General features: G+C 41.8%; 21 protein-coding genes. 15 read left to right on the forward strand and 6 right to left on the reverse strand.

The annotated features are described in order from the left end of the window. Window positions 1-52: 52 nt before the first annotated feature. From G399_RS0101230 to glnG, 3 genes are all read left to right on the forward strand, one after another. The gene (locus G399_RS0101230) at window positions 53-604 is read left to right on the forward strand and encodes a DUF4124 domain-containing protein (protein ID WP_006011266.1); all 552 of its coding nucleotides are present in this window, start codon (window positions 53-55) and stop codon (window positions 602-604) included. A gap of 133 nt (window positions 605-737) precedes the next feature. Further along, the gene (gene glnL, locus G399_RS0101235) at window positions 738-1826 is read left to right on the forward strand and encodes a nitrogen regulation protein NR(II) (RefSeq protein WP_006011268.1); all 1089 of its coding nucleotides are present in this window, start codon (window positions 738-740) and stop codon (window positions 1824-1826) included. Between the two features lie 2 nt (window positions 1827-1828). Then, entirely contained in the window at window positions 1829-3238 is a 1410-nt protein-coding gene (gene glnG / locus G399_RS0101240) for a nitrogen regulation protein NR(I) (protein ID WP_006011269.1), read from the forward strand. A gap of 48 nt (window positions 3239-3286) precedes the next feature. Here the strand turns inward: glnG and G399_RS0101245 are convergent, their stop codons facing one another. From G399_RS0101245 to rlmF, 3 genes are all read right to left on the reverse strand, one after another. Then, window positions 3287-3889 (reverse strand): LysE/ArgO family amino acid transporter, encoded by a 603-nt coding sequence (locus G399_RS0101245; protein WP_006011270.1) that lies wholly within the window; start codon window positions 3887-3889, stop codon window positions 3287-3289. A 133-nt stretch (window positions 3890-4022) separates the two neighbouring features. Next, entirely contained in the window at window positions 4023-5294 is a 1272-nt protein-coding gene (locus tag G399_RS0101250; protein ID WP_006011271.1) for an RDD family protein, read from the reverse strand. A gap of 72 nt (window positions 5295-5366) precedes the next feature. Continuing rightward, the gene (rlmF, locus tag G399_RS0101255) at window positions 5367-6368 is read right to left on the reverse strand and encodes a 23S rRNA (adenine(1618)-N(6))-methyltransferase RlmF (RefSeq protein WP_006011273.1); all 1002 of its coding nucleotides are present in this window, start codon (window positions 6366-6368) and stop codon (window positions 5367-5369) included. Between the two features lie 190 nt (window positions 6369-6558). Between rlmF and G399_RS19925 the strand changes: the two genes are divergently transcribed. The 4 genes from G399_RS19925 to G399_RS0101270 are packed head-to-tail and all read left to right on the forward strand — an operon-like array spanning window position 6559 to window position 10174. Further along, window positions 6559-7191, forward strand: a complete 633-nt coding sequence (locus G399_RS19925) for a paraquat-inducible protein A (RefSeq protein ID WP_081585788.1) — start codon at window positions 6559-6561, stop codon at window positions 7189-7191. After that, window positions 7184-7798, forward strand: a complete 615-nt coding sequence (locus G399_RS19930; RefSeq protein WP_051288457.1) for a paraquat-inducible protein A — start codon at window positions 7184-7186, stop codon at window positions 7796-7798. Before G399_RS19925 ends, G399_RS19930 begins: the two co-directional genes overlap by 8 nt. 2 nt (window positions 7799-7800) lie before the next feature. Continuing rightward, window positions 7801-9621: a PqiB family protein gene (locus G399_RS0101265; RefSeq protein ID WP_006011274.1), complete on the forward strand. Its 1821-nt coding sequence runs from the start codon at window positions 7801-7803 to the stop codon at window positions 9619-9621. A 1-nt stretch (window position 9622) separates the two neighbouring features. Then, on the forward strand, window positions 9623-10174 hold the full coding sequence (locus G399_RS0101270) for a PqiC family protein (RefSeq protein ID WP_006011276.1): 552 nt from the start codon (window positions 9623-9625) through the stop codon (window positions 10172-10174). A gap of 74 nt (window positions 10175-10248) precedes the next feature. On the opposite strand, the gene G399_RS0101275 is transcribed toward G399_RS0101270, so the two are convergent. Further along, entirely contained in the window at window positions 10249-11589 is a 1341-nt protein-coding gene (locus G399_RS0101275; protein WP_006011278.1) for a magnesium transporter, read from the reverse strand. 400 nt (window positions 11590-11989) lie between these two features. Next, on the reverse strand, window positions 11990-13363 hold the full coding sequence (locus G399_RS0101280) for a hypothetical protein (RefSeq protein ID WP_006011280.1): 1374 nt from the start codon (window positions 13361-13363) through the stop codon (window positions 11990-11992). A gap of 258 nt (window positions 13364-13621) precedes the next feature. Here G399_RS0101280 and G399_RS0101285 point away from each other — a divergent pair, with 258 nt between their 5' ends. After that, the gene (locus tag G399_RS0101285) at window positions 13622-16048 is read left to right on the forward strand and encodes a DUF305 domain-containing protein (RefSeq protein ID WP_006011282.1); all 2427 of its coding nucleotides are present in this window, start codon (window positions 13622-13624) and stop codon (window positions 16046-16048) included. 200 nt (window positions 16049-16248) lie between these two features. Here the strand turns inward: G399_RS0101285 and gorA are convergent, their stop codons facing one another. Next, a complete protein-coding gene (gene gorA, locus G399_RS0101290) occupies window positions 16249-17628 on the reverse strand; it encodes a glutathione-disulfide reductase (protein WP_006011283.1) in 1380 nt (459 codons plus the stop codon). 186 nt (window positions 17629-17814) lie between these two features. Between gorA and prlC the strand changes: the two genes are divergently transcribed. The 7 genes from prlC (at window position 17815) to G399_RS0101325 (ending at window position 25278) form a co-directional block, all read left to right on the forward strand. Further along, on the forward strand, window positions 17815-19845 hold the full coding sequence (gene prlC, locus G399_RS0101295) for an oligopeptidase A (protein ID WP_006011284.1): 2031 nt from the start codon (window positions 17815-17817) through the stop codon (window positions 19843-19845). Then, window positions 19842-20570, forward strand: coding sequence for a DNA-3-methyladenine glycosylase I (locus tag G399_RS0101300; protein WP_006011285.1), 729 nt, complete (start codon window positions 19842-19844; stop codon window positions 20568-20570). The genes prlC and G399_RS0101300 overlap by 4 nt, the downstream gene beginning before the upstream one ends. A 341-nt stretch (window positions 20571-20911) precedes the next feature. Beyond that, entirely contained in the window at window positions 20912-21760 is an 849-nt protein-coding gene (ubiE, locus tag G399_RS0101305) for a bifunctional demethylmenaquinone methyltransferase/2-methoxy-6-polyprenyl-1,4-benzoquinol methylase UbiE (RefSeq protein ID WP_006011286.1), read from the forward strand. Continuing rightward, window positions 21761-22423: a ubiquinone biosynthesis accessory factor UbiJ gene (locus tag G399_RS0101310; protein WP_006011287.1), complete on the forward strand. Its 663-nt coding sequence runs from the start codon at window positions 21761-21763 to the stop codon at window positions 22421-22423. It begins immediately after the preceding gene. Continuing rightward, window positions 22423-22557 carry a hypothetical protein gene (locus tag G399_RS22720; protein WP_006011288.1) on the forward strand — a complete coding sequence of 45 codons (135 nt, stop codon included), beginning with the start codon at window positions 22423-22425 and terminating at the stop codon, window positions 22555-22557. Before G399_RS0101310 ends, G399_RS22720 begins: the two co-directional genes overlap by 1 nt. Window position 22558: 1 nt before the next feature. Next, window positions 22559-24187 (forward strand): ubiquinone biosynthesis regulatory protein kinase UbiB, encoded by a 1629-nt coding sequence (gene ubiB / locus G399_RS0101320; protein WP_006011290.1) that lies wholly within the window; start codon window positions 22559-22561, stop codon window positions 24185-24187. A 95-nt stretch (window positions 24188-24282) separates the two neighbouring features. Continuing rightward, window positions 24283-25278 carry a catalase family peroxidase gene (locus G399_RS0101325; protein WP_006011292.1) on the forward strand — a complete coding sequence of 332 codons (996 nt, stop codon included), beginning with the start codon at window positions 24283-24285 and terminating at the stop codon, window positions 25276-25278. The last annotated feature ends 4 nt before the right edge of the window (window positions 25279-25282 follow it).

The raw sequence follows: 25282 nt of genomic DNA on the forward strand, positions 1-25282 counted from the left end.
TTTTTTTATTTGAAAACGGCTACACTAATGAAATGTCGTCTAGGTTAATTTAATGAATATAGCAAAGTTCTTAACATCCAAAGGTTTTATGGTGCTGATTATACTCGGTCTTGCGCTCTCTGCTTCTGTGCAAGCAGGTAAAATATATAAAACGGTAAACACAGATGGAACAATTACTTATTCAGACCAGCCAACGCCGGGGTCTGTTGAGGTTGATTTTGCCTCTAACACAACCACGATAGTGCAAAATCCAAACACGCAAACTAAGCTACTCAAAACCATAAAACAGAAGAAACCTGTTGAGCATTCACTTAACGTTACCTCTCCTGCTAGCGATGGCACTATTCGAAACACAACGGGTAATGTAACCATCAGTGCGTCAGTCTCGCCGAATGCTCCAGGGCACTATGAACTTTCACTGCATGAGCAAAAACTTCGCTCCAGTTCAGGTACTTTTTTGGTAAAAGATCTGCCTAGAGGAACTTATTCCTACCAAATTAACTTCGTTAGCACTTCGGGCAAGGTAATTGCATCGTCTTCGGTAAGACGCTTTTTTATGCACAAACCTTCAGCGCTAATTAAGCCTCAAAATAACAGCAATTAAGTAATACCGCGTTGTGAACTCTGCATCCATGGTTTAACCGGGTGTTAGCGAGTTTTCACCAATTATTTGATTGCGCACTAAAATCGCATAATATAGTGCATTGCACAAATGTAGTGCAACACACAAGGGCATTATGGACGACCGTTTAGCTGCAATAAACCTATCGCCGTTTCAACTGCGCAATATGTTGAAAACAGTTGTGATCATTATTGATGAGCATTTCGATATTTTATATGTCAATGATGCCGCTTTAGCGATGCTAGAGACGGGATTAAAACAAATTCACGATCGCAAATTCTATGAGTTCTTTCTCGATGATGGTATTGAGCGTTCGACATTTGAAATAGCACTTCGTCATCAAGAGGATTTCAGTGAAACGGAGGTACAACTGTGCTTCAAAGACGGACGCAGTGTATTAACTGATATCACGGCTAGTTGTTTTGAAATTGATGGCCAACGCATGATGTTGCTAGAAATAAAACAAATTGATAAGCAGAAAAAGATAACTCAAGAAACGCTACAGCATGCGCAGCAGGAGGCAGCAAGGGAACTTGTGCGTGGCTTAGCTCATGAAATTAAAAATCCTTTGGGTGGTATTCGGGGCGCGGCGCAGTTACTTGAAAAAGAACTGACGGATCCAGAACAAAAAGAATTTACGCAAATGATCGTTGATCAATCCGATCGCCTGTGTTCGCTGGTTGATAGACTTCTTGGTCCAAATTCCTTGCCACAAAGGAAGTGGATTAATATTCATCAGGTAATTGAGAAAGTGCGCTCAGTTATTTACGCAGATACTTTACACAATATTGAAATAGAAAGGGATTATGATCCATCAATACCGGATCTATATGTTGACCCTGACATGCTGCAACAAGCGTTGTTGAATATAGCACGAAATAGCATGCAAGCATTGAAATCAGACAACACAGAAAGTGCACGTATAAAGTTAAAAACGCGCATTGAAAGGCAGTCAGTTATCAAAGGTAAGCGTTATGGACTAAGCGCATTAATTAGTATCATTGACAATGGTCCCGGCATTCCCAAGGAACTCAAAGATACTGTCTTTTATCCGATGGTAACAACTAAGCAAAATGGTAGTGGCTTGGGGTTATCAATAGCGCAAAACCTGACTAACCACCACGATGGCAAAATTGATGTAGTCAGTTATCCAGGGCATACCGAATTTACCCTCTATCTACCTATTAAGAAAAGGCACGAATAGTTATGAATGAACCAGTTTGGATTGTCGATGACGACAGCTCTATTCGTTGGGTTTTGCAAAAAGCATTGCAAGCAGCCAACATTGCCTGTGTCAGTTTTGAAAACCCTGAAGATTTATTACTTCAACTTCAATCTGGCGAAGCACCACAAATAATTATCTCCGATGTGAAAATGCCGCAAATGGATGGCATGACATTACTCAATGAGATCCATCAGCAATACCCGGAAATGCCAGTTATAATTATGACCGCACATTCTGATTTAGACAGTGCGGTTAATGCCTATCAGGGCGGTGCTTTTGAGTATTTACCGAAGCCCTTTGATATTGATGAAGCAGTGACACTAACCAAACGTGCAATTGAACATGCCAAGGAGCAAAGCAAGCTAAAACAGGTTGCTCAGGTTAACCCAACAGCAGAAATCATTGGTGAAGCACCGGCAATGCAAGAGGTCTTTCGTGCCGTGGGGCGTTTGTCTCGTTCATCAATAAGTGTTTTAATTAATGGCCAGTCAGGAACGGGTAAAGAGCTTGTTGCTCTTGCGCTACATAAGCACAGCCCGAGATCAGCTAACACATTTGTTGCCTTAAACATGGCTGCTATTCCGGCCGATTTGGTCGAGTCCGAATTATTTGGGCATGAAAAAGGAGCATTTACTGGAGCACAAGCCGCGCGTCAAGGTCGTTTTGAACAAGCTGATGGCGGTACCTTATTCTTAGATGAAATCGGTGATATGCCGATTGATGTGCAGACTCGGTTGTTAAGAGTATTGGCAGAAGGCCAATTTTATCGAGTTGGGGGGCATAATCCAGTCAGTGTGGATGTGCGGATCATTGCAGCGACACATCAAAATCTTGAAAAGCGCGTTGCCGAGGGGAAATTTCGAGAAGACTTATATCATCGTTTAAACGTTATTCGTATTCATATTCCATCATTGAATGAGCGTCGCGAAGACATTCACTTATTGGCTAATCATTTCTTAGCTAAAGCCGGAAAAGAATTGGGTGTTGAAGTTAAAATTTTAAGTAAGGCTGCCGCCAAAGTGCTGTCTCAACTAGCTTGGCCTGGCAACGTCCGCCAGCTAGAAAACACCTGTCGTTGGTTAACTGTTATGGCCAGTGGAAAAGAAATTCATCCTGCTGATTTACCGCCAGAACTGTTGAACACCCCTGATGATTTAAAGGTAGAACAGCATAGTAATGACTGGACTACCTTACTCTCTCTTTGGGCCGACTCGCAGTTAGGAGCGGGATATGACAATATTTTGGGTGATGCAATGCCAACCTTTGAAAAGATTCTATTGCAGCGAGCTTTAAAATATACCCATGGACATAAGCAAGATGCTGCTAAAAAGCTCGGTTGGGGACGCAATACATTAACCAGAAAACTGAAAGAGTTGGACCTGGATTTATAAAATCTGCGTTTTACCTTTGTCTCAGCAAAATAAAAACTGACTTGCTACTTAAACCAGCAAATTGATGCCCAACGCTAACATGACAAATCCAATAATAAATTCAAGGATTTTCCACGCGTTGGGATTTTTAAAAACGGGAATAAGAAGTTTGGCACCATAGCCAAGTGAAAAGAAAAAGACAAAAGATGCCGTGACCGCACCAACACCGAAAGCCAGTTGCTGGCCGTCATATTGGGTAGAAATAGAGCCTAGTATTACCACTGTGTCTAGATACACATGCGGGTTTAGCCAAGTAAATGCTAAACAGGTCAATATAGCCGTGAAAATGCTGCTGACGTCCTTGCCTCGCGCATGCAATGCATGCTCGGCGGTAAAAAAAGCCTTAAAACTGATTGCAGCGTAGAAGAATAAAAACGCGGCGCCAGTGTATCTTGCAATTTGTTCGAGCAATGGAAATTTTTGCACGACGACACTAAAACCAGCAATACCTGCGGTGATTAAAACGGCGTCAGATAAGGCGCAAATAATGCAAACCACAAATACATGCTGCTGCTTTAAACCTTGTTTGAGTACAAATGCGTTTTGTGCACCAATCGCTAGGATGAGTGAAAATCCGAGTGAGAAACCGGCGAGTAAAACTGAGACACTCATTGTAGAATCCTATTAAAACCGGTTACTTAAGCCAAAACAGTGATTGCTTCAGGTTGCATTAAAAAATCTAATCACGTTTAAATTATTTTCCAATTATTTTCCAATTATGTCGCTTTACGTCAGACAACAATAACTAAAAGTGTTTCTTTACATTAGGTTTTAAACGGAGCACCAAAGTTTCTGATATTTTGTCTTGAATGGCCTGTCGATTAGGGTCCCAATAAATTTGTAAAAAACCCAATAGGCCGGTCGCGAAGCCTGCACCATAGCCACCGTAGCGACCGAAACTTTCCCATAGTGAGGGGTAATTTCCGTCGAGTTTAACCACTTCAATTCCAACAACTTTTTTACCAATAGTTTGTCCGCGCCACCAGGCGGTAAATACGCTGAAATACAATGCTGCCCAGCCTAAGCCCAGGCCAAGGTCAGACATAATACCTTTAACCAATTCAATTACACTGTAAACTGCGCTTGTTTGCTCAGCGGCGTCGGCTGCTTGAGTAATTTTGAGTATATCGTCGGTGTAGGCATTGCGCTCTTCGTTTAATGTGTTGACGAATTTGTCCATAAATAAGGATTTTTTTTCATCGCTCCATTCCTTTTGAGAGACAATATCACTGGTTGTCGCATTAATGTCTTCGACAGGAATTTCCATTGCAGCAGCGCTAATTGCGACGCCTTCTGCATACTTAAGCAAGCACTCACTATTTTCTTTGCAACTGACATCGATCAGCGCTGCAGCAAGATCAAGAAGGCTTTCCATGGTTTCTTTGTTTTCTTGTCGTTGTGCAGCTTCAGTCAACACCGGTTCATCGGGTTCGCCCATATCTGAAATAATCGCAAATATGATAAAGAATAATAAACATGCAGCACTTGCGCGCAGCGTAAGTCGGGTAAAATTGAAGCGCTTTTGTTGCTTTAAGCGATCACCCGCTTTAAAAAAAGTCATGGCAACAAAACCAGCAAATAAAAGGGCGCTGAGTCCACTTAACACGGCGATAAGAAACACATCAATCATCATTGCAACACCTCTTCGAGTGGGTGTTGCTAGCGATTGACCGAGTAATTCAGGAGAAACAGTAAAAGCGTACGGGGTAACCATTTCACGTGTTTCTTTATCGCTTAGTTTGGCACTTTCTTGTGTATGCGGTGGATTCGATTTTGCATCATCAAATGAGCGAACTCCTGTTGGTATATGAACGCTCTCAATAGGCGACTCGAGTTCTGATTTATCACTACTTTTTTCAGGAGTATCAACGCTCCCAACCGTATCTTTGCCTTCAACAATATTCACGCTTTCTTCAGTAGCTTCAATAAGTGACTCATTACCTTTTTTGTTCTCTGTTTCACGACACGAGGGGTCGAGGTCAAAAGAGTGTTGTTTGGGATTGTCCGAAGAAGTCATAGTGAGTCCGTTTTTACCATTCTTGGGTTAATATTCTTTAAATCAAATACGCTTGAATCAAATACGCTTGAGTCAAAAACGCCATGCAATGAAACGGCTCGCTTTTGCACCTTGTGCCATATTAATGGTTTTACATTCGGTTGCACCAAGTTTCTCTGCCAGCGTTAGCAGAGGAACGACATTGTCTTTTTTGGATAGTAATGAGGTAAACCATTTCACTTGGCCTTTAAACGAAACACTTTCAGTGATCATGTTTTTGACAAATTCAAATTCACCACCTTCGCACCATAATTCATTATGCTGCCCACCAAAATTGAGTGAAGACTGGTTTATGGCTGTGGAGTCTTTGCCCCTGCGTTTTTGGCTGTGTCTCGCCAAATTTTTATTCTTTTTGCGACTGCCAGCTAAAGCAGCATCTGCAGAAATATGAAATGGTGGATTGCACAAACTAAAATCAAACAACTCATCGTCTTTAATAACGCCAGCAAATATTGCATTTTGCTGTTTTTGAAGACGCACTTTTACCAGCTTAACCAGGTTAGGATTAGATTCAACGATAAGACTCGCACCGGAATATGAAGCCTGATTAATATCGCTTCCTATCATTTTCCAACCATAGCTTTGGCTCGCCACTATTGGATATATTAGATTCGCGCCGGTGCCAATATCTAAACCTCTGATTTGTTTTCCTTGAGGAATTTGACCGTTTTTATCTTGTCCGAGTAAATCGGCGATGTAGTGAATATAATCAGCTCGCCCAGGCACTGCAGGGCATAAAAAACCGTCAGGAATGTCCCAATTTTGGACTTGATAGAATTGCTTTAGTAACCCAGCATTAAGTGCTTTTACTGCACAAGGCTGTGAAAAATCGATGCTTAGTTTACCAGCGGGATTAGCAAATAAAAATTTTCTTAAGGGAACATGTACCTCCGCTAATTTAACAAAGTCGTAGCCAAGGTTGTGCGCATTTCTATGATGCATTTCAGGTTTTGCATTGGTTTTTTTGTCCATTGCAGTTGATGGGTCTTTAGCTAGATGACCACTTTTAATTGATTTTATTTGCGCTGATTTCATTCTGCAACCACTGAATAATGCCTAAAATACGTGCTTGCTTCTAGTCTATAACAACTTCACCTGCAAATCTGGTACTAATGTTGTTAGATCTTAATTTTAGAGGCAGGTGGTCATTCGCAAACACGTCTTTACTGTTCATGAACATGGTTTATACTTCTGTGTATAAGATATTTAGGCTAACCTGTTGCAAATGAATAAAGCCCAACTGCATCTTCACGCATGTCTGGAATGCGATCTGCTTATAGATATGCCTGATGTTATTTCACATCGTACCAATGTTCACTGCCCAAGATGTAATCACAGCATTGCCATGGGACACAATAACGCCAAACAATATGTATTGGCGATGAGTTTTACCGCCCTCATTTTAATGGTTATTGCATGCACATTTTCATTTATCTCTTTTTCTTCCAATGAACAAATCCGCACGATTAATTTATTACAAACATTTACAGAGCTATATACGCAAGAGTACTACTTTGTTGCGGTTCTCGTTTTTTCCTTTATATTGCTGCTCCCTACACTTTACTTAACGTCTGTTTGCCTTATTATTTTGTCGACCTATCGAAATTTTGAAATACTACCTTCGGTATGGCTAGGTAAATTGATGAGTTATATTTTGCCTTGGTCAATGGCCGAAGTATTTCTAATTGGCGTGTTAGTTGCGCTGATTAAAATGACTTCGATGGCCGATATCTCACTTGAATCGTCTTTTTGGGCATATGTGATTTTTGCACCGTTATTCACGCATATTGTATCCGTTATAGACAGCCATAGATTATGGGATTGGATAGAGCAGGCGAGGGCATCTCCCCATGGTTAATTCAATAAAACCGAAAACGGCGGCAAACAGCGGCTTGGTTAATTGCCGGGTGTGCCATCAACTAGCACCTATCACCACAACGCATTGCCAACGTTGCAGTACAGCATTGTCATCTCGAGTCAAAAATAGTGTACAAATATCATTGAGTCTTTTAGTTACTTCGATTTTGCTTTATATACCTGCAAATATTTACCCTATAATGAGTACAGAATTACTCGGTAAAACTACGGAGAGCACTATTATTGGTGGGATAATTTTGTTCTTAGAACACGGTTCCTATTTTATTGCGGTGGTCATTCTCATCGCCAGTGTGATTGTACCGATAGCCAAAATGTTTGCTCTCGCTTGGCTGTGCTATTGTGCAACTAGGGCTGACGACATCAAGCAGTATGAACTGACTAAATTATATCGAGTGACTGAATTCATAGGTAAGTGGTCGATGGTTGATGTATTTGTTGTGTCTATTTTAGTGGCTCTAATACAACTGGGTGAGATAATGTCAATTAAAGTTGGCTTCGCGGCAACTGCGTTTGCTGCTGTCGTAATAATGACGATGATCAGTGCTCATCAGTTTGATACAAGGATCCTTTGGGATAAAGTGGACTAAGAATGACTAGCAACAAGAATGAAGAAAATGCACAATCTGAAAATGCTAAACCGGCTCATTCCCAAAGTAGTCATCCTTCCAATGCCGATAGTCCGCTTGAAACCAAAAGTGCAGACCAACTGACAAAAGATAAAAGCAAACAGCAGCCACAACAAAACAAAGCAAAGCCAACTAATGACCTTGACCAGAATACGACTTTAGCCAGCGCTGCTAATGTACCGGTTATCGTCAATAAATCAAATTTTTCGATAATATGGATATTACCAATGATTGCCGTGCTTATTGGTATTGGCATGGTTTACCACGACTGGCAAAATCGTGGTATTCACATTCAAGTTGAATTCGAAACCGCAGAGGGATTGGAGGCGAAGAAGACGGTATTAAAAAATCGTAATGTAGACATTGGCTTGGTCAAAAAAATCAGTTTTAGTTCGGGTAAAAAAACTATTTTAGTGGATATTGAGGTGGACAAGTCAATGGACTCTTTTTTAGTAGAGGACAGTGAGTTCTGGGTCGTAAAACCTAGATTTGGCGCAACCGGTTTTACCGGCGTCGGAACACTGCTATCTGGCGCCTATATTGAAGTATCACCCGGGCAATCGAATATTGAAACAGTCGAATTTGTGGGTCTTGAAACACCACCGGTGACCTCACTTAATGCAGATGGTATTCACTTAAAACTAATTTCACGTGGCAATAAGCCACTTAAAGTCGGTAACCCTGTGTTGCATAAAGGGTTTGAAGTAGGTGCTGTTGAGTCAAAGTACTATGACGACCTTGAGCAAGAAGCTCACTATGACATTTTTATTCATGCTCCTTTTCACAATCTAGTGACTGAAAACACCTCATTTTGGAATGTAAATGGATTGTCGATTACGACCTCGACTCAAGGCGTCAGTCTAACAATGGCATCGTTAGATGCACTAGTTGCTGGTGGTGTCGAATTTGGACTTATTGATGATGCAGAGCCGGGAGTAGGTGTGCCGCAAAACTATCAATTTCAAGTTTATGATTCACAAGAAAGTATCGATGAGCAACGAGATTACAAGTTTATAGAGTACGTTATTTTAGTTGAAGACAGCGTCGGTGGTTTACACAAAGGAGCGCCGGTAGACTATCGAGGCATTAGACTGGGCACGGTCAGCGAACCCTATATGGAATTCTGGGAAATTATTGATATAGCCGGTGTTGGCAAAGAAGATCGCATTCCTGTTGTGATCAAACTTGAACCCGAGCGCTTGATGAAGAATGGATATATATCAATTGATATTTTCAAAGCAATGGTTGATGACTGGATCAAAGAAGGCCTAACAGCGTCTATTGAAAATGCGAACTTGATAACCGGAAACCTGAAAGTGAGCCTCCAGCCGGGCGGAAAGCCGATAAACGTAGTCGGTCGATTTGGTGAATACCCTGTTATCCCGGCGGCGCAAGGTGGCTTTGCGAGTTTAAGTAAAAAGTTAGAAAATATTCTGGGCGAGCTCGAAAAATTACCATTGAATGCCACGCTTGCAAATATAAATGAATTAAGAGATAGCGCAGATGAAACGGTCAAAACGTCGGCTAAGGTAATTGAAAAAGCGAGCATGACCCTGAGTACGTTAGAGCACAGCCTGAAAGAATTGCAGTCGACATTAAAAGGCATGCAACCGGACTCGCAAGTATATCGCTCGGTTGAGCAATTGATAAAGAAAGTTGAAGTCGCCTTAGACGAAATAAAACCTATTGTAAAAGAAGTCACTAACCAGCCCAACTCTCTTGTATTTGGTGGGCCGGTAGGAAGTGATAAACAGCCACAAGCGTCTAAAGAAGAAGGAAACTAATATGCAAAAAATGTTTATGTTAACTGTGTTTTGTTTGTTGGTTATGTCATGCGGCACAATATCACGATCGCCTGATCCAACTTATTACCTATTTGATGCTGAACCGGCAGCGCAAAAGCAAAGAACCACGAATGCTAGAATTAAACTAGAAAAAATTAACCTACCTGACTATTTAAGTACTAATCAGTTAGTTATGCGTGATACTGGGCAGGTGCTTATTAAAGCGAATTATCACAGTTGGGCTGACAGTTTAGATGATGCTATTGGGCGTGCATTACTGAACGACCTGAATAATTTAAATGAAAATAGTGAGTTTGTTAGTAGGTGCAATAGTTGCGACAGTATTAGTGTGACGATAGAACATTTCTATCCAGGGGCAGACGGTAAGCTGCTACTCTCAGGCTTTTTTGAAATATCATCAAAAAATGCTGAAAATACACTCTCTCGCTTTCAATTCGTTGATGATTTGAGCATTGACGGTTACGCCAATGCAGTAAAACAAATGCGAGAGCAAGTGGGTACTCTCGCCGCTCAAATTAACCTAAAGCTATAACCTAAAGCTATAACCTAAAGCTATAACCTAAAGCTATAACCTAAAGCTATAACCTAAAGCTATAACCTAAAGAGCTACAACAGCAGCATTGTTCCCAAGCCAAGGAACGCGACAAATCCGACTATGTCAGTAACCGTTGTCAAAATTACTGAGCCCGATAGCGCCGGATCAATTTTTAATTTAGCAAGTATTACCGGCACAAAAACACCGGCAAATGCGGCAGCAACGATATTTAAGAAAATCGCGATCGCTATTACGACGCCAAGTAACGGGTCACCGAACCATGCGAACGCCACGATACCAATTACAACAGCCCATATAATGCCGTTCAGTCCACCCACTTTCAATTCTTTAGATAGTAGTACCCTGGTGTTGGCTGGGGTAACTTGTTTTAGTGCTAAGCCTCGTATAATGAGTGTCAGTGTTTGACTACCAGCAATGCCGCCCATACTTGCTACTACAGGCATCAATACGGCCAAAGCCACAACCTGCTGAAGGGTTGCTTCAAACATCCCAATAAACGCGCTGGCCAATAATGCAGTCAGTAAGTTAATACCTAACCATATTGCACGCGCCTTGGCGCTCCTGCGAACCGGTGAAAATAAATCTTCGTTTTCATCCATACCCGCGCTAGCCATCAGCTGGCGCTCATAATATTCTTCGCTCAATTCAGAGGCAGTGGTAACGTCAATTCTACCAATTAATTTACGATTTTCATCGATAACAGGTAACGCACCATAGCTTGAAAATAAAACGTCTTTTGCTACCTTTTGGCCTTCATCCGTGGCATTAATCACTGGAAAATCGTGCAGTGCAACGTCAACAAGGGGAACGTGTTCGGGCAACGCGTAGAGCTTAGAAATAGGCACGGCTTCGGAAAAATGGCCAGAGCGGTTGATGAGAAAAATCACATCCGTATGGCGTGGCATTTCGCGGCGTATAAGACGAATACCCTCACGTACTCTGGCATTCAAAGGAAGCACTAAATAGTCATGCGTAATCCAATGACCCACTTGTTCTTCTGGATATTGATTCGCTTCAGTAAAATACTGCTTTTGTACTCTATCCATCGCCGCATATGCGCGCTCAACTAACTCTTCAGGTAATGAGTCAGCAAGTTCAAGCAAGTCTTCGGCTTCAATACCGACAAACAATTTATCCCATTGTTCAGGCTCGGTCGCTCGCACCAATACTTCACGAGGATCACCGCGCATGGCAATAAGTATATCGAGCTTTTTATGATCCGGCAGAGTTTGCCAAAGGCTTAAACGCTGTTCTATCGGCAATGACTCGAGAAGCAATGCCATTTCATCTTCATCAGCCTGCGCAATAATTGCAGCCACGCCTATTCCACTGTCACTCAATTCCGAGTGGCTAATGACCTCTTCAATCAAATCGGGTAATGGTTCAGACATACTAAAGTCTCCATAAAGGGGCGTGATAATATGCGTAGATTCACATCAAATGAAATAAACTGCAATGGATATTTAGGGTTTTTTTGCTTATTAAATAAGCCTAATTTATCGCCTTATTTATACACACTAATAGCCCAATTTAGGGGCTTACTTGCCAGTGTTAACCTTGTAAGTGTTAACCTTGTAAGTGTTAACCTTGTAAGTGCACGCCGCTTTAATTCACTATATTAGTCATCATTAGATCGGCGTGTTGCGCTCATACAGCCTTTGTACTGAATTTTTTTTGTCTAAATTAGTCCATTTATGCTCAACACTAAGTGATTGAGTGTTGCTAACATCTGCAATAGTGGCGCCGTCTAAACATACAAATTAAGGCATATACTTTCTCAAATATCATTAATTAACTTTTCTCTTCGGGTTTGAATACTTTAAATCCACATAAACCGATGATAGTGATAATGCCGACCAGTAATCCAATCCACGGCTCAAACACGCTAAATGCCATTGCGGTTATAACCATCGCACCACGCTCTGTCGCGTCCTGTACAAGCGATAAAGCCAGGGTGGCACAAGCAAACGCAGTGAGTACTAAGGTCACCGCCAAGGCCACTGGTAACAGTGGTTGTAATAAAGTGACTAATGGCAGGAAGACAAACAAAAATGGCAGACCAAACGCATAGAAACTGCCAATGCTGTCGAAAATCGAATCTAGCTTGTCGCGACCTTGCGTCCAACGCTTGAGAAGAACAACTTGAATTCCTGTCCACAGCACTCCTTGAGTCGCAAAGAACGGGGCGATGATCCCCATTAATATGTTTCTGATACCTGTAGCCATGTGCGCGCGGCTACTGTTTAATTCTAATTTCTCATCGCTGCGAGCTTTTTGCGCTTGCTCTATCATTTCATTGCCGGTGACCACATCTCCAAAAAATAAAATGTAGGTAATTAAGGCTAATGGGAACGAAGCAATAAAAGTGTCTATTGATGGCCAGCCAATCACGAATGGTGACGCTTTTTGCCACAGTGCATTTGCCGACGTGCCAACATCTAAAATTTCCCAGCGAATATTGTATTCAAATTCGCCTGTGAAATATCCAACGGTACCAGCCACAATAAAGCCCGGTAGTAAGCCAAATCCAAGTAGCTTTGCCAACCATCTCTTATCCGTCGCAATGGCATGCAAAGGTTTAGAAAAAGCAAAAACTAAGCAAACAACAACACCTAAGGTACCTGCTATTGGGGCCGACTGAAACACATTTGCCGCATCACCGTCTTTGGTTACGCGCAAAAAGGCAGCGACGGCTGCACCCAGTATAATGCCGCCCTTAAACACATTGGGCACAATCTTAATTAACTTTTCTCCGAGGCCGGTAGCGCCTAAAAAGATTAAAATAAATGCAAAATTTAATGAAAGTGCAGTCATGGCCTGAAATTGAGAAGTATGGTCTCCTAAATAGGCCGGTGCTGTTATAAATGCCACTACGAAGGGAATTGCGGGTGTTAACCAACCCGGTGCATAGGGGTCGCCAAAAAATAGCCAAGAAAAAGAAATAAGTAAACTATGGAACATTGCCATAGTCACGGCTTCTTCGAAGTTAAGGCCTAACAACGCCATAAAATAAGGCACCAACGCCATTCCGGTTGCACCTGCTACGGCTAGGCCTTGTAGCATGTCAGCTAATGAAAAACGTAAATGAATCAGTGGGATCCGCATCGTGAACGGACCCCATTTAAAACCGGGTTGAACCTCTCCATCAAGTCTTGTCTTTGCCATATTATTATTCTCAGTATTTAACTATAATTTGAATACAAACAAGTTCTTTAGCATGCATTATTGAATCAACTGTTTGTATTTGTTTAATAAAAGGAGAATCATTAATACATCATTTTTTACAAAAAAGACTCAATTATTTTACATTTATTCGGAGTTTTTTTTATACAGTGCGTTGTCGAAGGCTTTACACTGATTGATTTTCGAACTAATGTGACGCTAGAACCCCAGACTACAATTCATCAAAAGGATTTGCCCTTTATGCCAATTATCAATACTAAACCGCTAACTTGTTTGTCGTATTCTGCTTTATTTAGCTTGAGCGTTTTAAGTTCAGCCTGCGTTGCACAAGCGCCTCCTATTATTCAGCCTGGTGCGCCCGGACAAATATCACGCACCTTGAGTGCGCAAGATGCCGTCAAAATAGCGAATACAAGTTTTACTCGTGACGACGTTCTGTTTATGCAAAACATGATCCCGCATCACGGACAGGCTGTGGACATGGCTGTGTTGGTGGAGGATCGAACTAACAATGAGGATTTAATTGATATCGCAGGTCGTATTCGCAAATCACAAGCCGATGAAATTGCTTTTATGCAAGACTGGCTAGAGCAACGCAGTGAAGCCACGGATATTGATCATTCCATGCACATGGACCACAGCTTAATGGGCATGGCGAATGCAAATGAAATGGATCAACTTGAGGCCGCGAAAGGCACTGATTTTGACCGCTTATTCTTAAGTTTAATGATACCTCACCATGAGGGTGCAGTAAGAATGGTGGATGATTTACTTGAGCAGTCAGGTTCGGCATATGATCCAATTTTGTATGACTTCATGAATGATATTGTGAACGATCAAAAGGTTGAAATTACGCGAATGAACGCTTTGTTTTCAGGCCTTTCAACGGATCAAAGAGTAGGACTCAAAGCCGGCTTTAGAGATGCGGGTGAAGCCGCCCTAAATCTAAAGTTAATTAAAACACTGCCAAGACCAAATGGTTTTTTTGATCCTGATAACCCGTCAAACATACCACCAGTTAAAATGCCCTCAGCAGATGATAAGTCTGAAAGTCGAGTGGATGAAGACGGCGGAGATATAAAAACAGAGTGGGCAGAACGCTGGCCATTACTTAGTTTTTGGAACACAGACATGGCATTTTCGGGCAATACTTTGGTTGCTGGGAATTATCATGGATTTAATATTTATAACTTAAGTGAGAATGGCGAGCCAAGCCTAGCAAGTTCGATTGTTTGTCCAGGTGGTCAGGGCGATGTCTCTATTGTGGGTGATTTACTGATCATGTCAGTAGAACAAACCCGCGGTCGCATTGATTGCGGTCTGCAAGGTATTAGCGACGATATCAGTGATCAACGTTTTCGTGGATTGCGTATTTTTGATATCTCAGATATCACCATGCCAAGACAAGTAGGGCTCGTACAAACCTGCAGAGGATCGCATACGCATTCAATCGTGTCCTCAGATGAAGATACAATTGTTGTTTACAACTCAGGTACGGCAAGTGTGCGCGATGAAGAAGAATTAGAAGGTTGTATTGGTGACATTGCGGGTGATAATCGCACCGCGTTATTCCGTATAGACGTAATAGAAATACCGGTGAAAACCCCAGAAAAAGCGCGTATTACCTCAAGTCCTGCGGTTTTTTCTGACAATGAAGGACGTTTGTCCGGCTTATGGCGTGGTGGCGATCACGGTGACGGCACTCAGAGCACAAGTATGACTGACGAATGTCATGATATTACGGTATTTCCAGCATTAAAATTAGCCGCAGGTGCTTGCTCAGGTAACGGTATATTACTAGATATCTCTGACCCATTGCAGCCAAAACGTATTGATGAAGTATCTGATCCAGGTTTCGCCTATTGGCATTCAGCAACATTCAATAACGACGGCACCAAGGTCCTATTCACCGATGAGTGGGGCGGTGGTACGCAGCCTCGTTGCCGAGCGTCTGATCCAAAATCGTGGGGAGCCAACGCGTTTTACGATGTTAAAGATGGTAAGTTGATCTTTCAAAGCTATTATAAAATTGATGCACCACAATCGGAACAAGAGAATTGTGTGGCTCACAATGGCTCAGTAGTGCCGGTGCCGGGGCGCGATATTTTTGTTCAAGCTTGGTATCAAGGTGGTTTGTCAGTTATCGATTTTACCGATACGGTTAATCCCGTTGAAATCGCCTATTTTGACCGTGGCCCTGTTCATGATGAGCGTATGGTAATTGGTGGCTATTGGTCAACATATTGGTATAACGGGAAAATTTATGGAACTGAAATACTGCGTGGTCTAGATGTCCTCGAGCTGCAGGCTAGCGAATTCCTAACTGAAAACGAATTAGCGGCGGCGAAACTAGCGGACATGGGTGATACGTTTAATCCTCAACAGCAGTTTCAGGTCACGTGGCCACTAAACCCCGTTGTTGGATTAGCTTATATTGACCAGTTAGAGCGCGATAAAGGCATGGCCCAAGTAAATATTGATGCTGCTAAGACCTTATTAGGTAAAGCACAAATTGCGATGTCTAATGGTGATAAATCGGCAAATTTATCCGCCTCACTTGCTGCGTTAGCGCGTGACATCAAAGCAACAAAACAAGGCATAAATACTAATAAACGCATCGCAGGCTTACGTGATGTTCTCAATGAGTTAGCACAAATAATGAAGTGAAAATAATGAAGTGAAAATAATGAAGTGAAAATAATGAGCCGAATTAACTGAAAAAAAACGCCTTAATTTTTGAAGTGCCCCCTGAAAGTTAAACAACTTTTTCGGGGGCGTGGGGCATAAGCAAAATTTAAATACACGCGAGTTTTAAATAAAAACCCTTATTAGCAATTACTTGAATGCCTTTTAGTGCCGATCGTGCCTTACGTTAATGTAACGAACTCTTCGCCACTTGTTGGATGAATCGCTATACAAGCATCAAAGTCTGCTTTCGTTGCGCCCATTTTAATTGCGACAGCGAAGCCTTGCAGAATTTCGTCCATACCAAATCCAATACCGTGGAGACCCACTACCTTTTCATCAATACCTTGACAAACAAGTTTCATTTTTGTCGCTTGTCTGTGCGAGGTCACTGCAGTGTACATAGCAGCAAAGCTAGAGTTGTATACTTTGATATTAGATTCGCCATATTTTTCAAGCGCTTCTTTCTCACTCAAGCCGATGGTACCAATAGCAGGATGGCTAAATACCACGGTTGGAATAAGGTCATAATCCATGTGTGCGTCAGGTTTAGAATTGAACAATCGCTCGCTCAACAATCTGCCAGCTTTGACTGCAACAGGTGTTAAGTCGACTTTGCCGATGTTATCGCCGACAGCATATATGCCCGCCGCTGTCGTATTTTGGTATTTATCTACCTTAACGTAGCCTCGCTCGTCTAGCTCTACGTCAGTATTTTCGATATTGAGTTTGTCGTTGGCAGGTTCCCGGCCAATAGCCCAAATCAAGGCATCACAATCAATATGTCCATCGGTATTAAGTTTAACTTTCAATGACCCATCTGCTTGTTTTTCAATAGCAGTGACTTCGGTATGAGGATGCAGTTTTGGCCCGTCCTCTGCCATAATTTCAACCAATGTATCGGATAACATATCATCGAAATTACGCAGTGGTTTTTCACGACGTACTAAAAAGTGTGTTTCAGAACCCAGTGAATGCATTACACCGGCTAATTCAACTCCTATATAGCCGGCGCCAACCACTACGACTCTTTTGGGTTGTTCACTTATGTCAAAAAATTCGTCTGAATTAATTCCTAGTTCTGCCCCTGGAATAGCTGGCTTTATGGGACGCCCACCGGTAGCAATAGTAATGTGGTCTGCCGTGTATATATCACCATCAACAGCAATGGTGTGATTGTCGATAAACGTGGCAAAGCCTTTGATAAGTTCAACGCCATTTTTATCTAATCCGCGATCATAAGATTGATGAATGCGGTCAATATATGCTGTGCGACTAGCAACTAACTTTGCCCAACTAAAGCTATTTACGGTAATGTCGAAACCATAGTCGGGGCTATACTTATGAATAGCTTCTGCGACTTGTGCACCGAACCACATGGCTTTTTTAGGAATACAACCTACATTCACGCAGGTACCGCCAATGTCTTTGGCTTCAATAATAGCTGCTTTTTTGCCGTATTTTGATGCACGATTTGCGGATGCAATACCTCCACTACCGCCGCCAATGGAGATATAATCGAAATGCTTTTTTACTTGCGCGTTCTGTGTACTTGAATTCATTTTGTTCCTAAAAGGGTCACTGTATTGTATTTACTACGTCAAATATGCCTACTAGACCGCAATTATCAAGTGTTCCTTCAAAAAAAGTTTTATTTACCATTGTGATCCCATCCTGAATACCCAATTATAAACACACTAAGATGTCAGTACTTTTGCTGACAACAACGAATAACGATGAGATCCTTTATGAATGCAATCGAAAACGTGAGCGGGCTTCCTCTTTTTTCACAAATTGATACCCAAGATATTGTTCCGGCCATTAAAAAAGCCATCGAAAACTGCAAGGCAGTGATTGCAGATGTAGTTGAAAACGGACAAGTTACCTATGCCCAAGTTGTTGAACGTATAGAAGATACTGACGACGTATTGTCAAAAATGTGGTCGCCGATTGGTCATATGAACTCGGTGGTTAGCACTGACAAACTTCGTGAAGCCCATGATGCTTGCCTGCCTATGTTATCCGAATTTGGTACCTGGGTTGGCCAAAACCAAGCATTATTCAGCCTGTATCAGCAACTTCGGGACAGTCAAGAATTTACTACATTAGATGAAGCGCAACAAAAAGTGGTCACTAATGCCATTCGGGACTTCACGCTTTCTGGTGTTGGCTTACAGAACGATAAAAAGAAACGCTACGCAGACATACAAAGCCGCCTGTCAGATTTATCGTCTACCTTCGGTAATAATGTTATGGATGCGACGATGGCGTGGACTAAACAGATAACGGATGAGGCAGACCTTGCCGGTTTACCTGATTCTGCAAAGGCAGCGGCAGCCCAAACTGCGAGAAAAAAAGACGTTGATGGTTGGTTGTTTACGCTCAATATTCCAAGTTATTTGCCGGTCATGTTGTATGCCGATAACGGCGCATTACGTGAAGAAATGTATCGCGCATATAGCTCAAGAGCCTCAGACCAAGGGCCTAACGCAGGTGATTTTGATAATACCGCTAACATCAATGAGATACTTTCGTTAAAGCAAGAAGCCGCGTCTTTACTCGACTTCACTTGCTATGCGGAACGTTCGCTGGCAACCAAAATGGCAAAATCCACAGAGCAAGTCACACAGTTTTTAAGAGACTTGGCAAAACGTTCAAAACCGCAAGCGCAAGATGAATTGCAGGAGATTGTCGATCTTGCGTCCCAGCAGTATGCTCAAAAAGATTTACAGCCATGGGATTACGCTTATTTTGGCGAAAAATTAAAACAACAAAAATACGCAATATCAGACGAAGAATTACGCCCATATTTTCCTGAAAAACAAGTGTTGAATGGTTTATTTGAAGTCGTTTCGCGCTTGTATGGCTTGCGCATTGAGCAACAAGAAAACGTTGATGTGTGGCATGAAGATGTTTCGTTTTACACTATATATGATGCCGACAATCAACATCGTGGTTCCTTTTACTTCGATTTATATGCTCGCGAAAAAAAGCGTGGCGGTGCATGGATGGATGATTGCAGAAGCAGACGCCGATTACCCAATGGCGAGTTACAGCTGCCAGTCGCTTACATGGTATGTAACTTTAGTAGCCCTGTTGATGGCAAACCGGCGCTATTTACGCATGATGAAGTGGTTACGTTGTTCCATGAATTCGGACATGGTCTTCATCACATGTTAACCAAAATTGAAGCCGGTGGTGTGTCAGGTATCAACGGTGTTGCTTGGGATGCGGTAGAGTTACCTAGTCAGTTTCTTGAAAACTGGTGCTGGCAACCCGAAGCCTTGAGTTTTATCTCTGGTCATTATGAAACTGGCGAAGCCTTGCCTAGCGAATTGCTAGAAAAAATGCTAGCAGCGAAAAATTATCAATCGGCAATGCAAATGGTCAGGCAGCTAGAGTTAAGCATGTTTGATTTTACGCTTCACCAGCAAAGCAATGCTGAAAAATCAGTACAGCAAATACTAGATGAAGTTAGACAAGAGGTGGCGGTAGTTATTCCACCTGAGTTTAATAAATTTCAAAACAGCTTTGGGCATATATTTGCGGGTGGTTACGCCGCCGGTTATTACAGTTATAAATGGGCTGAAGTGCTGTCCTCTGATGCCTTTGGTCGCTTTGAAGAGGAAGGTATCTTTAATCAAGAAACGGGCCGAGCTTTTCTGAATAACATTCTTGAAATGGGTGGCAGTAAAGAACCCATGGAATTGTTTGTTGCGTTTAGAGGTCGTGAACCAGAAGTTGATGCATTGCTGCGCCACTCGGGTATTGCGGCATGAGTTTAGCTCGGTCAAAAGATATTGATATCAAAGCAGAAGCCTTTGCGAGTCTTTATGACCGAGTATGCAAACGCAAAGGTAGTGAGGCAATGGTTAGAGATTTACTGTCACAGCCCGCTAGCAGAAAACAGATACTAGATACACCAGATGACCGCTTTTTAGCAGAGTTTACTAAGAAAGTGTTTCAGTCAGGCTTTGTTTGGCGTGTCGTACGTCAGAAATGGCCAAATTTTGAAGAGGTGTTTTTTGGTTTTGATATCAATAAAATATTATTAATGCCTGATGAAATGCTAGAACAAAAAGCAACAAACCCCGCGATTATTCGCAACTTTAATAAAGTAAAAACAATCCGTGAAAATGCATGGATGATTGATGACATTCGTCGCAGCCACGGCAGTTTCGCAAATTTCGTCACGCAATGGCCGCAAGATGATCTTATTGGTTTATGGGATTATCTCAGGAAAAAAGGCGCAAGACTAGGAGGCAACACCGGGCCTTATGCTCTGCGCACGCTCGGCGTGGACACATTTTTATTAAGTCGTGATGTAGAAGCTTATTTCGTTGAACATGGATTAATTAGCGGCTCTGCTAGATCGAAACGCAGTTTAAATACAATTCAAAATACTTTTTTTGATTGGCAAAAAGAGAGTGGTTTATCGCTACAAGAACTCAGCCAAATTGTGTCTTTTAGTTGTGGTGATAACTATGTCGGTATGGTTCAGTAAACGTAAAACAGCGATAAATGAATACTGCGCATATTTTCCTAGCCTAAGTTCAGCTTAGTTGATGTATTTATTCCTATTTTTAGCTACAATTAAGCCATTAGTTAGCTACAATTAACTCAGTAGATAGAGTATGAATTTTCACTAAGCTCTTCTCTAGCAAGTTACTTGTAGAAGTTACCTGTAGAAGTTACTTGTAGAAATTAACGCTCTTTAAGCCACTCATGGACAGTCGTTTATTAAAAAGAGACTTATAATCAGTTAGCTAGTTATAAAATTTCACTTAGAGAAAGTCACTGTTAACTAATTCACCAGTATCAAAATTCTTAAAAGAAGCAACTAAAATGCAAAGTACGAAACCAACATCAGCAGAAAAACCCGATGATGAGCGTAGTGAGAATCTACTCGATCATTTAAGCGCTCCAGAGGATACAGCTTCAGAAAAAACAGCCTCGGAGCAAACGCATTTTGGTTTTAAGCAAGTTGCTAAAGAACAAAAGCAGTCGATGGTTGCCGATGTTTTTCATTCCGTTGCCGCTAAATACGATGTGATGAATGATTTGATGTCACTAGGTATACACCGTATTTGGAAACGCTACACCATTGATTGCAGCGGTATTCGCTCAGGTCAAAAAGTATTGGATCTTGCGGGTGGAACCGGTGACTTAGCCGCCAAGTTTAGCCGCATGGTTGGTGCCACGGGGCAAGTGACATTGGCTGATATCAATCACTCTATGCTCTTGGTGGGTAAAGAAAAACTCACTAATATGGGTATTATGTCTAATCTCAATTATGTGCAGGCCAATGCCGAAGCTCTGCCATTCCCAGACAATCATTTCGACTTAGTTACCATGGCTTTTGGTTTGCGTAATGTGACAGAGAAATCGAATGCACTCGCTTCTATTTTTCGTGTTTTAAAGCCGGGCGGTCGCTTGTTAGTATTGGAGTTTTCAAAACCCACCAGTGACGTATTGAGCAAAATTTATGACACTTATTCATTTCATCTATTGCCAAAAATAGGCCAGTTAGTTGCCAACGACGCTGAGAGTTATCAATATTTAGCTGAATCCATCCGCATGCATCCGGATCAAGAAACGCTTGAAGGTATGATGAAAGAGGTGGGCTTCGAACAAACCACTTATACAAATTTAACCGGTGGCATTGTGGCTTTGCATAGAGGGTTCAAATTCTAAATGTATGAAGCTCAAGTTATGACCGCTGCAGTTGAATTTGCAATAAATAAAATATTGTCCTTTGATGAAGACAGTGACACATTGTTGCAGCCTCTAGTTGGTAAACAATGCGAAATAAAGTTACAAGAGTTACCCTTTCCACTGGTGTTTAACTTTCACGCGAGAAGAGTTGATGTCAGTCCTTTGCCAAGAGATATAGGCGAGCAGGTCGCAGCGCAAGAAAAACATCAAAAAAGCCACAACTATTGCGCCATAAGCCTATCGATATTTATTATTAGTGAGCTAAAAGATACCAGTAATATCACTCGGCTCATTCGTGAAAATAAACTTGATTTTGATGGTGACTTACAAATCGCTAGGAATATGAGTGAATTATTTGCTGGATTAAATATTGATATCGAAGAAATTCTTTCTAAACATCTTGGTGATATTACAGCACATCATGCAATGCAGAGCGTGGATTCTTTTGGTCAGTTCATTAAACGCAAGCATACGCTAGCAATGCAAGCCTTGAGCGACGTAATACTGGATGAAAAGCCGATTGGTGTTAGGCCAATTATGCTCGAGAATTATATACAAGAAGTGTCCGAAGTGCGAGATACGGCAGCTAGACTAGAAGCTCGGTTGGCGATCCTAGAGAACAAAGCTAGGAAAAAGCAGTAATGAATATGAAGAAACAAAATGCGGTCGTCGAATACACTTCTTATTGCTATTCAGGCGATGCCAACAACACCATGAATGTTCTCAGTTTAGAGCATGTAAATAAGTTTTCTAACCATCTTAAGCAGGGCAGTTAACGTGCAAATTAGACGCTTTTATGACATAGGTAAAGTGTTGTTACAGCACGGACTCGACGAGATTATACCAGCACGTTTTAAGCCATGGTACGTGCGCTTCGCTCGTCGCTGTGTGTTTTGGTTGCCAAATAAGCACAAGAATCAATCCGAAGGACGGCGACTGCGTTTGGCACTAGAAACCTTAGGCCCTGTTTATATTAAGTTTGGGCAAATGCTGTCCACGCGTCGCGATTTACTAAGCGATGACATAGCAACAGAATTAAGTATGTTACAAGACAATGTGCCGCCATTTGATCCTGAAATAGCACAAGATATGATCAAACGTTCATTAGAAATTACAGATTTGTCTGTGCTTTTTTCAGAATTTATGGCCAAACCTTTAGCCTCTGCTTCGATTGCACAAGTGCATACTGCAACCTTAAAAAGTAATAACAAAGAAGTTGTTATTAAAGTATTGCGTCCAAACATTCGACAAACTATTGAAGCTGATGTTGACTTGTTATTGAGTATCGCGGGTATTTTAAAACAATGGCTTCCTGACGGTAAGCGTTTGCGTCCAGTTGAAGTGGTGGAAGAATACAAGCGTACCATTCTTGATGAGCTAGATTTATTGAGAGAGGCGGCAAATGGAATACAAATTAAACGCAACTTTCAGGATTCTGATTCGTTATATGTCCCCTATTTTTATAGCGAACATTGCCGCAAAGACGTTATCGTAATGGAACGGATTTTTGGTATTCCGATATCAGATGTTACTGCATTGAGAGCGCAAAATACAAATATGAAATTGCTTGCTGAACGCGGTGTCGAAGTATTCTTTACCCAAGTATTCAGAGACAGCTTTTTTCACGCCGATATGCACCCAGGAAATATTTTCGTCAGCAGGGAACACCCCGAAAATCCACTTTATATTGGCATAGACTTCGGTATTGTTGGCACATTAAGTAAAGAAGATAAGCGTTACTTGGCAGAAAATTTCATTGCTTTTTTCAATCGGGATTACCGCAAAGTAGCGGAACTTCATGTTGATTCTGGTTGGGTTCCGGCTGATACTAATATTGCTGATTTTGAAATGGGTATACGCACAGTTTGCGAACCGATTTTTCAAAAACCACTGGAAGACATCAGTTTCGGCAATATATTGCTGCAACTATTTAATACCGCCCGCCGCTTTAACATGGTGGTTCAGCCGCAACTGGTGCTACTGCAAAAAACACTGTTATATGTTGAAGGTCTTGGTCGTCAGCTTTATCCGCAGTTAGATCTTTGGAAAACCGCGAAGCCTTTTCTAGAAAACTGGATGAAGGAGCAAGTTGGACCCAAAGCGATGTTTAAAAAGGTGTATGAAAACTTACCATTTTGGAATGAGAAGTTGCCAGAGATGCCTGACTTAATATATGACGGTATGAAGCAATTGAAACGCCTTCCAATTGAACAACAAAAACACCATGAAATGCACATTGAAGCCATTAAGAGCGCCCAAAAAGCCCGTTTTTATAGCCATCTCGCCGCCGCATTTTCAGTGGTGGCGGTATTGATGTACCTTTTTGAAAAGCCAGTTTGGTGCAGTATTGGTTTAGGCCTCTTCGGTGGTATTTGCTGGTTGATGTCGTGGCGTAAGCTGTCTTAGACAACAATTTTATTTTAAAACTAGCTATCTGAATAATTATATTTGTTAGCAGCTTAGGTTAGAACCAACATAATTAACAACCATAAGGGACACATATGAAGCACACATTGATTGCATCAAGCATTGCACTTTGTTTATTGATGGCAGGGGCAACGGCGCCTTTCAGCGCAATCGCAAGCGACAAAGAAGTCCAGGCTACAGATTTAGTGGATATTTTCGAAAAACTAGGTGGTAAGCATCCTGGTTTCAGAAAAGCGCATGCCAAAGGGATGTGCGCAATAGGTACTTTTGTGCCGTCACCTAACGAACATTTTAAAGGTGCTGCGTTATTGGCAAACAGCGACTTGCCTGTTGCTATGCGATTTTCTTTAGGCGGTGCTAACCCCAATAGTGATGAACGAGCGCCGGGTACTCGCGGTTTAGGTATGCAAATTAAATTACCAAATGGTTCATTCCACACGTTCACAGGGAACAATTTCCCTGTTTTCGCGGGTAAAGATCCAGAAACCTTCTTTGGTTTCTTATCCACATTATTACCAGACGAAAATGGTAAAACAGATCCAGCTAAAACAATGGCTTTCATTCAGGCAAATCCTTCAGTGCAAGCAAATGCAATGTGGAACCAACAAGCTAAAACACCTGCTTCTTTTGCAAACACCGGATTCTTTGGCCTACACACGTTCTATTTTAATCAAGCGAGTGGTGAAAAAACCAAATTTCGTTGGGATATTCAACCAAGTTTAGGGGTCAAAACCTTGGATAAAGATGAAGCAGCCAAAATGCCTGAAGAGTTCCTAGTTGACACATTTACTAAACAGCTTGAAGAAGGCGCAGTTAGCTTTACGATTATGGCGAGTTTAGGTGAAGAGCAAGATAGCGATATCGATCCTTCACAACAGTGGCCCGCTGAGCGTCCGCAAGTTGCGTTAGGCACAGTGACTGTAACGGCGAATGGTGGCGACGCGTGCAAGAACACTAACTTTGACCCGAATATTATGTCCGCTGGCTTCACGCCAAGCGCTGATCCTGTGTTAAGAATGCGTTCACCATCTTATGCAATTTCATTTGGTAAGCGACTCAGTAATCAATAGTCGA

This window comes from Brumicola pallidula DSM 14239 = ACAM 615 (assembly GCF_000428905.1).
Taxonomy (GTDB): domain Bacteria; phylum Pseudomonadota; class Gammaproteobacteria; order Enterobacterales; family Alteromonadaceae; genus Glaciecola; species Glaciecola pallidula.

What these genes read in the sequence shown, in the direction of transcription:
- G399_RS0101270 (WP_006011276.1), top strand. Translation starts at nt 9,623, where the DNA reads ATGCAAAAAATGTTTATGTTAACTGTGTTTTGTTTGTTGGTTATGTCA.
- G399_RS0101230 (WP_006011266.1), top strand. Translation starts at nt 53, where the DNA reads ATGAATATAGCAAAGTTCTTAACATCCAAAGGTTTTATGGTGCTGATT.
- G399_RS0101285 (WP_006011282.1), top strand. Translation starts at nt 13,622, where the DNA reads ATGCCAATTATCAATACTAAACCGCTAACTTGTTTGTCGTATTCTGCT.
- G399_RS0101265 (WP_006011274.1), top strand. Translation starts at nt 7,801, where the DNA reads ATGACTAGCAACAAGAATGAAGAAAATGCACAATCTGAAAATGCTAAA.
- G399_RS19925 (WP_081585788.1), top strand. Translation starts at nt 6,559, where the DNA reads ATGAATAAAGCCCAACTGCATCTTCACGCATGTCTGGAATGCGATCTG.
- ubiE (WP_006011286.1), top strand. Translation starts at nt 20,912, where the DNA reads ATGCAAAGTACGAAACCAACATCAGCAGAAAAACCCGATGATGAGCGT.
- G399_RS0101245 (WP_006011270.1), bottom strand. Translation starts at nt 3,889, where the DNA reads ATGAGTGTCTCAGTTTTACTCGCCGGTTTCTCACTCGGATTTTCACTC.
- G399_RS22720 (WP_006011288.1), top strand. Translation starts at nt 22,423, where the DNA reads ATGAATATGAAGAAACAAAATGCGGTCGTCGAATACACTTCTTATTGC.
- G399_RS0101310 (WP_006011287.1), top strand. Translation starts at nt 21,761, where the DNA reads ATGTATGAAGCTCAAGTTATGACCGCTGCAGTTGAATTTGCAATAAAT.
- G399_RS0101300 (WP_006011285.1), top strand. Translation starts at nt 19,842, where the DNA reads ATGAGTTTAGCTCGGTCAAAAGATATTGATATCAAAGCAGAAGCCTTT.
- glnG (WP_006011269.1), top strand. Translation starts at nt 1,829, where the DNA reads ATGAATGAACCAGTTTGGATTGTCGATGACGACAGCTCTATTCGTTGG.
- prlC (WP_006011284.1), top strand. Translation starts at nt 17,815, where the DNA reads ATGAATGCAATCGAAAACGTGAGCGGGCTTCCTCTTTTTTCACAAATT.
- G399_RS0101275 (WP_006011278.1), bottom strand. Translation starts at nt 11,589, where the DNA reads ATGTCTGAACCATTACCCGATTTGATTGAAGAGGTCATTAGCCACTCG.
- rlmF (WP_006011273.1), bottom strand. Translation starts at nt 6,368, where the DNA reads ATGAAATCAGCGCAAATAAAATCAATTAAAAGTGGTCATCTAGCTAAA.
- glnL (WP_006011268.1), top strand. Translation starts at nt 738, where the DNA reads ATGGACGACCGTTTAGCTGCAATAAACCTATCGCCGTTTCAACTGCGC.
- G399_RS19930 (WP_051288457.1), top strand. Translation starts at nt 7,184, where the DNA reads ATGGTTAATTCAATAAAACCGAAAACGGCGGCAAACAGCGGCTTGGTT.
- G399_RS0101250 (WP_006011271.1), bottom strand. Translation starts at nt 5,294, where the DNA reads ATGACTTCTTCGGACAATCCCAAACAACACTCTTTTGACCTCGACCCC.
- gorA (WP_006011283.1), bottom strand. Translation starts at nt 17,628, where the DNA reads ATGAATTCAAGTACACAGAACGCGCAAGTAAAAAAGCATTTCGATTAT.
- G399_RS0101325 (WP_006011292.1), top strand. Translation starts at nt 24,283, where the DNA reads ATGAAGCACACATTGATTGCATCAAGCATTGCACTTTGTTTATTGATG.
- G399_RS0101280 (WP_006011280.1), bottom strand. Translation starts at nt 13,363, where the DNA reads ATGGCAAAGACAAGACTTGATGGAGAGGTTCAACCCGGTTTTAAATGG.